The 9,403-nt window shown below is 36.2% G+C and carries 8 protein-coding genes; all 8 read right to left on the bottom strand.

Annotation, left to right across the window (positions count from 1 at the left end; all coding sequences use genetic code 11):
- The coding region (locus AC06OU_RS06085) for a S1C family serine protease (protein WP_475854642.1) at positions 1-1,071 on the bottom strand (1,071 nt) is incomplete at its 3' end.
- Between the two features lie 195 nt (positions 1,072-1,266).
- Positions 1,267-2,055, bottom strand: coding sequence for an MBL fold metallo-hydrolase (locus tag AC06OU_RS06080; protein WP_169359840.1), 789 nt, complete (start codon positions 2,053-2,055; stop codon positions 1,267-1,269).
- A 12-nt stretch (positions 2,056-2,067) separates the two neighbouring features.
- Complete coding sequence (locus AC06OU_RS06075) at positions 2,068-2,874, bottom strand: two-component system regulatory protein YycI (RefSeq protein ID WP_475854640.1); 807 nt, start codon at positions 2,872-2,874, stop codon at positions 2,068-2,070.
- Positions 2,861-4,216 (bottom strand): YycH family regulatory protein, encoded by a 1,356-nt coding sequence (locus AC06OU_RS06070; RefSeq protein WP_475854638.1) that lies wholly within the window; start codon positions 4,214-4,216, stop codon positions 2,861-2,863. Before AC06OU_RS06070 ends, AC06OU_RS06075 begins: the two co-directional genes overlap by 14 nt.
- Positions 4,213-6,030 (bottom strand): cell wall metabolism sensor histidine kinase WalK, encoded by a 1,818-nt coding sequence (gene walK / locus AC06OU_RS06065; RefSeq protein WP_475854636.1) that lies wholly within the window; start codon positions 6,028-6,030, stop codon positions 4,213-4,215. Before walK ends, AC06OU_RS06070 begins: the two co-directional genes overlap by 4 nt.
- A gap of 4 nt (positions 6,031-6,034) precedes the next feature.
- Positions 6,035-6,739: a response regulator YycF gene (yycF, locus tag AC06OU_RS06060; RefSeq protein ID WP_169359808.1), complete on the bottom strand. Its 705-nt coding sequence runs from the start codon at positions 6,737-6,739 to the stop codon at positions 6,035-6,037.
- Between the two features lie 254 nt (positions 6,740-6,993).
- Positions 6,994-8,469 carry a peptidoglycan DD-metalloendopeptidase family protein gene (locus AC06OU_RS06055; RefSeq protein ID WP_475854634.1) on the bottom strand — a complete coding sequence of 492 codons (1,476 nt, stop codon included), beginning with the start codon at positions 8,467-8,469 and terminating at the stop codon, positions 6,994-6,996.
- A 553-nt stretch (positions 8,470-9,022) separates the two neighbouring features.
- On the bottom strand, positions 9,023-9,403 hold a 381-nt coding region (locus AC06OU_RS06050), incomplete at its 5' end, for an adenylosuccinate synthetase (RefSeq protein ID WP_475854633.1).

The raw sequence follows: 9,403 nt of genomic DNA, 5'->3' as shown, positions 1-9,403 counted from the left end.
TTCTACGATGACATCATAGGTTTTTAGACCAGCATTTGCAGCAGGTGTCCCTTCATATACTTCGTCTACTACGACTCCCGTAGTTACTTCTGCAGGAAGTTTTAAAGTATCTCGTTGATGAAATGCTGGAACATTTGTTAAATCGATAAGTGTAACACCCATAGAAGGTCGAATTACTTTACCATTGACTTCTAAGTCTTCAATTATAGGCATTGCGGAGTTTACTGGAATCGCCAAGCCGATTCCTTCTATTGTTGACTCAGAGATTTTCATCGAATTGATGCCTATAAGCTGACCGGCTAAATTAATTAATGCTCCACCACTATTACCCGGGTTAATGGCCGCATCCGTTTGTAAAACTTCTGCTTGCCAATCCACAGTCCCATCTTCATTGATATCCACTGGAATAGCACGGTCCGTACCAGAAACTACACCAGTTGTAACTGAACCATAAAAGTCTAAGCCGAGAGGATTACCAATAGCAATAACTGTTTCTCCCTGCTTTAATGTATCTGAGTTTCCGATTTCTAAAACTGTTTCAATTCCTTTATCGTCTATTTCTAACACGGCTAGATCTGTCCACATGTCACTTCCGACTAATTTTGCGTCTGCTTTTACTCCATCCTTTAATGTCACTTCTAATGCTTCTGCACCTGCAATTACATGATGGTTCGTAATAATATATGCTTTTCCGCCTTCTTTTTTATAGATTACTCCTGAACCAGTGCCAGCCTCCTGCTCCGTGGAACTTTGGCTCCAGAAATTTCTTACGGATTGAATATTAGTAATACCGACTACTCCCGCCGAGGCTTTTTCTACTGCTCCGGTTACATCCGTAGTAATATCGACGCTTACTTGCTCTGTTTTAGTTGTTTTACTTGTCGTTGCTTCACCTTCTGTTTGGGAAGGTAAATTATTTACAACAGAAGGAGTTAAAATCCAAACTAGAAGAGCTCCTACTAGGACTCCTGCTAATCCACTGAAGAAATAACCTATTACTCCTCTTTTCTTATCCTTATTTCTTACTTTTGGTGGTTCTTGTTCAGGACCATATGAATTATAGTAACCCATTGCACTCTCCCTTTCATTAAACAATATGTTCGTATGCTTACTTTACCCACTAAACATTAAAATTAAATGAAAATAATCTAAAATTAAATTAAAAATGTCTCTAATAATAAAGAAAAAAACAGGAAAAATCTATCCTCACCATATTTATGTATATAAAAAAGCTCCAAAAGCTTTTAGGCTCCTGGAACTTTATAATTATACTAGTACTAATTCAGTTGGCTGATTTGCATCCGTGTCATGTAAGTGAACATATTCACCTGCGATAATACCACACGATTGTAAGGTTTGAGTAACGCTCATTCTTGCTAGGTCCTTCATGTTATTATCCTTGCTAAGATGTGAGAGGTACACATTAGTTGATTTTAAATCAATTACCTCACTCATAGCTACCGCAGCATCCTCGTTAGAGACATGTCCTACGTCACTTAGTATTCGGCGTTTGACCGACCAAGGATAGCGTCCCATTTGTAGCATACTGACATCATGATTGCTTTCAAAGACAAAGGCATCTGCTCCCTTAATATGACCCTTCATGCGATCACTTACATATCCCGTATCTGTAATTAAAACAAGCTTGCGTCCATTTTCATGAAAGATATAAAACATTGGATCTGCAGCATCATGGGAGACTCCAAAGGATTGGATATCCATAGAGCCAAACGTTTTCACCGATTCCATATCAAAAGTGAAACGTTGATCTAAGGGCACCTTTCCAACAAGTGAATCCATTGCTCCCCATGTTTTTTCATTGGCGTAAATTGGTACACCATATTTTCTAGCTAATACACCGAGCCCCTTTATATGATCACTATGCTCGTGTGTAATGAAAATACCAGAAAGATTTTTTATTTCTCTTCCAATTCCTTGAAAGAGCTCGTCCATTTTTTTGCCGCTTAGGCCTACGTCAACTAAAAAGGAATGCTTCTCGTTTTCTACGTAGATTGCGTTTCCGCTGCTCCCGCTAGCTAATACACTAAACTTCATCATCAAAACTCCTTATTCTACTGCTGATGAATCTACTTCTGTTGGTATTTCAATAATTCTTCCTTCTACCGCATTTACAAAGTGTTCATCTATAGTTCCGTCCTCACGTTCCACAAGTATTCGCCAAGTTGGTGCAAATACCTGCGTCTCAGCTTGCTGGACTAATGTAAAATAGCCCAAACTAATATCTGTAACGGTTGAATTGGCAACTAGTAAACCTTTGGAATATAGATTTGAAACTGCTTGAATAGTAGGCAATAGATTTTTAGACTCACTATAATCCTCTAGGTTATCTAGGATGGTTTGCTCATAGCTTATGAGTTCATTATTCTCATTCCAATAGACTACTAATTTAGCTTTTTGATTGTAATAGACAAGACGATCGTTTACTTTTTGAAAAAAAATTGCCATACGAGCTTCCTCGTCTATTTTCCACAATCCATATGAAGAACCTTTAAATATATTATCACTGATGAGAGTTTCGATGGAATTCTCTTCTGTTATAGGTATAGGTTTTATAAATGTGCCGGCTATTTGTGCATCAGGCTTAAATTCAACTGTTTGATTTTTTAAATCTTCTATTTCTTCCGGCTTAAAGTTATGAACACTACCAGAAACATAATAGGCTTCTTCCACAGTAACACTAGAAGCTTTTGACACATTAATGTTCTCTACTTTTAGCCGTTCCTCTGTCGTGGTAGAGCTTAAAACTTCTATATTTTGACCTGCTGTATATCTATTTAAATATAAGGAAAACAAAAAGACATTCAAGATAGAAAAAACAATGATAAAAATAGTCTTCGTTTTATTCCAATCCATAGGTGCCACCTCCTATAGTTTCTGGAGATAGTCTCAACCATGATCCATTAACTTGATAATACCAAGACGGTACTAGAGTGAATAATGGCTGGTCTTCGTCTTTAGAAATATAATAGCCTTGTACTAAATCTTCTATTAAAGAGACTTGTGAATTTGGGGCTAAGCTTAGTAATTCATATGCATTTTGACCGGAAGGTAACTCTAAATCAGTGGAAGTTATCGGCAGAGCATTTAACGTGTAATATGGTCTATTGTAACGATAAACCCGATTACTTCCCCAAACTTGAACTATTTCTGTAGTCAACATATCCTTACTGAATACAGGCAACCCATCAAAATACAGTTGGTAATTTACTTGATTTGCATCCTTATTCATCCTACTAAATCGATAATCATCTGTCCAACCGTCATGCTCATTAACAAAGCTTAAGCTATTATATAAAAGTTCCGATGATTTACCAAGAAATTCACCTTCTGAAGCCGGATGAACGTAGCTTAACCTTTTAGAAATAGGGTCCACAGTCATTAATGCGTTATCATCCGTATATTGTTCTCCTGAGCCTACTGGATTACTTCGCCGAACAACTAAACTTGGTATATTAAAAAGTGCATCTTTAAACCTATTCGTATCAATCTCTTCTACTAAATAAGTATATTGAACAACCTTTTCAGGGTTACTTGTAGTATATAAGGATAATTTGCCTTCTCTTACGATTTCCTTATATTCCAGCATAGCATTGGAAGTCTTGACCATACGCTCAGAGAAACCCAAGATATCTTCCTTCGTCACATTTGCAGTATAAATTTTATTCAAGGTGGTGCTTATGAAATACAAAGTAGCCCCTTGATCAGATTCCTTTTCCCCTACTCTTTGGTCCACACTTTTCGAGGACCAATCTATAACTAGACGATTAAAAGAAGAGTTAGGAAAGATAGGATCTAAAAACTTTAAAATTGGACTATAAGATTCTATTGGTATATCTGCTTGAAAAAACAATGTACTCGTATATGGCTTGTTGATTAATTCATTTACCTGCCCCGCATTAGTATTATTACTATACAGTTTGACCGTTTCAATCTCCCAATTTTTCATGGGATTTATAACATTATTGATATCTACGATCGAATAGGAACCTCTTAGATTTTCGGGTTGACTAATCAGCAAACGATACGGTTTTATAACATCTTCCATCTTCTTCTTCTCTGCAATCGATATATTAACGACAGGTGGTTCAGTAGTATCATAATTTGGTGAATAGGTCCAAATCGTAAAGGTAAGTGTAAGACTAAGCAGTATGAGTAATAATAAAATTATAGATTTTACTGGTTCAATATACTTCAATCCCACTCACCTTCTTCATCCAACAGTATTTCTAAAGTAAAGAATATAGTAGTCCCGTGGCCTTCTTCACTTTCTGCCCAAATCTTACCTCCATGGGCTTCAATCATTTCCCGGGCAATGGCTAGGCCAAGCCCTGTCCCTCCCATTGAACGGGCTCTAGCCCGATCTACTCGATAAAAACGATCGAAAATGCGATTTACATTTTCAGAAGGTATTCCCATGCCATCGTCTGATATCATCACTTGTAACCACTCATCTTTGACTGCTATGCCAAATCGAATATTCCCTCCATCTGGGGAATACTTTAACGCATTCGATATAATATTATCGATCACTTGAGTTAACTTATCTGTATCAATGTCTACATAGTACGGCGTTTCTGGAAGCATACGTTGGAACGTAACATTTTGTGATTTAGACAGTTCAAAACGATCAATAATACGATTGAAAAATAGATTAAAATTAACGATTTCTCTATTCAGATCATAGTCACGACTATCCATCTTAGACAATTGTAGTAGGTCATTTACCAATCGAATCATTCGTTGGGTCTCTGTTTGAGTAACCATTAGAAACGACGGTGCTATCTCTTCATCCTTCCATGCTCCATCCGCTAATGCCTCCAAATAACTGCTCATCGTAGTTAAAGGAGTTCGAAGTTCATGAGATACATTAGCTACAAACTCTCGACGTTCCATATCAATCTTCTCTTGCTCGGTATTGTCATGTAAAACAGCGATTAAACCATTTACGAAACCAGTTTCTTTTTGGATAACTGAAAAATTCGCACGAAGTATATATGGTCGTTCCTGGGTACTGAAATCTAAATTCATGGATTCCTTTGAGTGAATGAGATCTTCGAAGGAATGAATGCTATCAATGCCAAGCACTGAAATAATAGGCCTGTTGAGAACCATTTCTCTTGGTATGCGTAAGAGCCTTAGGGCGGGATCATTGATCAAAATAACTCTACCCTTTCGATCAGTGGCTATAACTCCATCCGTCATATTAGTTAAAACAGAGGCAAGTTTCCTGCGCTCAGCTTCTGTAGTCGACTGAGATTCTTGCAGCCTATTTGTTAGATGATTAAATGCATGTGCTAACTGACCGATTTCATCATTTCCATATACTCTTACCTTACGAGAAAAGTTGCCCTTAGACATAGCCTGTGCTTGTTTCCTCATCTCCGATATAGGTCTTGTAATCGTTTGTGCTATAAGAATACCTAATACAATTGTGATTACAAGGGCTACTGCCGTACCCACAGCGAGGATTTGGTTTATTTCGTTCATTTGACCAAATACGTTTTCAATATTCGATTCAATATAGAGAGTTCCAATGACCTCGCCCTGTGAAATAATTGGCGTCACTAATATCCATACACGTTCTCCTGATTTAGAGGCGATGCTATCAAAATCTTCTTCTGCCGTGATAGATTTATGGACTAGTTCATCTAACGACTTTTGTCCAACGATTGATTGATTATTTGAATCTGAGGTAGCTCGTATTTGATATTTCGCATCGATAACTCGAACTTCTTTAATGTCATCAGAATTAAGACCAGTCAAAATAGAACGTAAGCTTTGTTCTAATGTTTGGTCTTCTTCAACCCGTATTTTAACAAGTTCTTCTCTTGCACTAAACTCTAATACACCAACGCGATCCTTAACAGATTGTTGAAAGTTTTCTTTTAATGTATGCTCCAATCCCTTGACAAAATATAGACCAATTATTTGCATAGCTATTAAAATCAGTAAAACATAAATCAACACAATCTTTACATGAACTGATTTAAAGTAACCAACCTTATGCATCGAATTACTCCTGCTCAGGACTTCTTAAATAGTAACCAACGCCTCGTCTAGTTACAATCCAGTTTGGATGACTAGGATTATCTTCAATTTTCTCACGTAAACGTCTGATTGTAACATCTACAGTACGGACATCACCAAAATAATCGTAACCCCAAACTGTTTGTAATAGATGTTCCCTTGTCATTACTTGTCCAATATGTTTAGAAAGATAATGTAAGAGTTCAAACTCACGGTGAGTCAATTCAATTGTTTCATCTCTTTTCAACACCAAATAAGCATCTGGTTGGATAGTTAGTGGACCAATAGTAATGTCATTAGTTACTACTTCATTGTCTTCTTGAATAGTTTGGTGTCTTCTCATGTTAGCTTTAACTCGAGCTATTAACTCTCTTGTACTAAATGGCTTTGTAACATAATCATCGGCACCTAGCTCTAACCCTAAGACCTTATCTATCTCTGAGTCTTTAGCAGTTAGCATTATTATAGGAAAGCTAAAGCGTTTACGAATTTCTCTACAAACTTCCATTCCATCTCTGTTAGGTAACATTATGTCTAACAGCATGAGATCTGGTTGAATCTCGTCTACTTTTTTTAATGCATCGTCGCCATCATATGCACAAAAAACCTGATAGCCCTCTTTTTTCAAATTAAATTGTAGTATGTCAGCAATCGGCTTTTCATCATCCACTACTAGTATTTTCTTACTCACTTGTTAAACCCCTTTCGCCCTTTTCTGCTATATTTTAATCAAATACATTATTTTAAACAATTAATACATCATTACTCTATCATTCTTTTACTCTCCTTGCATCATTAAAGAAATGAGAAAAAATAAGGGTAGAAAATGATAGTTTTAGGTCGAGCTTTGTCGAAATATTTCCCAGGAAATTTAATCCTTCACCTAATTCAATATTTCAAAATACATAAAAAGACAGCCGGCTAGCGACTGTCTCTAACTTATATTTATTTTAACACAGATAAGGGATCAATCGTTACTCCGTCCTTCTTCACTTCAAAATGCAAGTGAGTTCCTGTGGAGCGTCCTGTATTCCCCATAACGCCTAGTTTTGAGCCTTGTGGCACTACATCTCCCACACTTACACTAACAGAGGAGAGATGAGCATACGTCGTTTTATACCCATTTTTATGATTAACGATTACACGATTACCGTATGTACCATCCCAACCAGCAGCTTCAACTACTCCATTATCTGCTGCTTTAATATTAAATCCACTTGGTCGAGCAATATCAATACCTTCATGCTTACGTCCCCAACGGTAACCCATTTTACTAGAAATGTAGCCACCTTCTGCTGGCCATGCAAACACTCCGGAACCACGAGATGGAATAACTTTTGTTCCCTTTAAAACAACATGTTCCTTAGGTTGCTCTAAAATTGTTTCATTTGAAAGTGATTGGCCAATTTCTACACCATTCTCTTGACGAATTAAGTAAGTTGCCACTCGTTTTCCATCGGCACCTTCTTGCTTCACTTTTGTATCACCTTTGAACATCTCATCTGTTTCTATTACTTGTTTAGTATGAGGTACAGTTTCCTCTACCTTTTTCTCATAAACTACTTCCATATTTATAAGCGGTTTTAGTACAGTCACATTAAGCTCTTGGTTTATCTGTAAGACACTTGTATCTGTAAGTCCTGGATTGATCGCTAATAGTTCCGCTGAGGTTAAATTAAATTTACTTGCAATATTACCAAGTACGTCACCAGCTGAAACTTTATAGGTTTCTGGCTCTAAGGTTCCTTCTAAAAGAAGCTTAACTGCTTCATCAGCAGAAACAATCTTTTCTGGTGTCACATCTACCGTAACCCCTGAAACTTCTTGTTTTAAAATTAAATCTACAATTCTAGTTTCGCCGGTTTGTAATTCGGGTAAGCTATCTGTAACACTTTTTCTAGCTTCCAATGTGGCTAGCTCTTCTTCTGTGATAAACTGAAGTTTTAATTTTTTTATAACTTCATGGTATGTTGCAATGTCTTTGACGTAGACCGCCATCTCGTCATTGACAGATAAGGCAAAAGCGGTTGCTTCCACTTCTATTAATTCGTTAAGCTTTTGCAATGTGGTTTCATCGCTTGTTAAAGGAGTATAAACTTGTTCAGTAATAACCTTTAGGTTATTGCCTGCTTGTAGTTGAAGACCGTCATATTGGGAGCTACTCTCTTGCACTTTTTTATCAAAAAGCTTTTCCATTTCCTTTTTATCGGAAATTGCCCCAACGTACTGACCTTCTGCATATATATGATAAATTTCTTTTAAAGCTTTATTATTCTCTTCATTAGCAAATGCCATATTAAAAGTTAGAGATGACATAAGTAATACCATTATAGTAGCTTTTTTCACTACATTTGATTTTCTGTTTGAAAGAACAGTGAAGTTTTGATCCTCTTGTTCCTCATTCTTACTATTCCAAAGCATGATAAAGCTCCTTCCAAACCTATTTAAGTTGCTAGTGCAAATTTTACACTATCTTAATTTAACATATTTGAAATAGTGAAGTGTAGGAATAGTCTATCTTGTAAAGAAAATGTATTTTTAAATCCATTATTTTCTATTTTTACATTTTGATTGTTATATTTAATCATTTTTATAGGTTATAATCCTATGTTTTTAAGAATTTCCTCCAGTAAATTCTTATTTATACATATTACTATTAGTGCCTCTGTTATATTTGTAATAATTCGATAAATTTTAGACACCTATAGCTTTGTATATGAAGAGAATCAAATGGATAGACATGAATATCTTGTAAACTACTTTTCAAGCTATTGGCCATTTTTCCAATTATATTGTTAGACAGTTTAAATATATTACTTAGAATTGTTTTCCTATGTGAGAGTAGAGGGTCTTATTTTCATATGAAACGAAGGCAAATCACTGAGATAAATCGTTATTTATCGATGAAATTCTTAAAATTATTTAACATAAAAACCCGCCAATTTTTCATTGGCGGGTTTCATTTTACTTATAATTATCTCCAAACGCTTGAAATAACGTTTGTTTGTGTACGATCCGGTCCTACAGAGAAAATAGAGATAGGAACTCCTGTTAATTGAGAAATGCGTTCTAAGTAATGTCTTGCAGTGTCTGGTAATTCATCGAGAGATTTACACTGAGTGATATCCTCACTCCAACCTGGTAATTCCTCATAAACCGGCTTACATTCGGCAAGCATACGCAGGTTTGCTGGATATTCTGTGATAAGCTCTCCTTTATATTCGTATGCTGTACAAATTTTAACTGTTTTTAATCCAGTTAAAACATCAATTGAATTCACTGTTAAATCCGTTAATCCACTTACTCTTTGCGCATGGCGGATTACCACTGTATCAAACCATCCGATACGACGTGG

The sequence above is a fragment of the Psychrobacillus sp. genome (assembly GCF_056205495.1).
The sequence above is the reverse complement of the archived record's forward strand: the minus strand, read 5'-3'. Positions and strand labels throughout refer to the sequence as shown.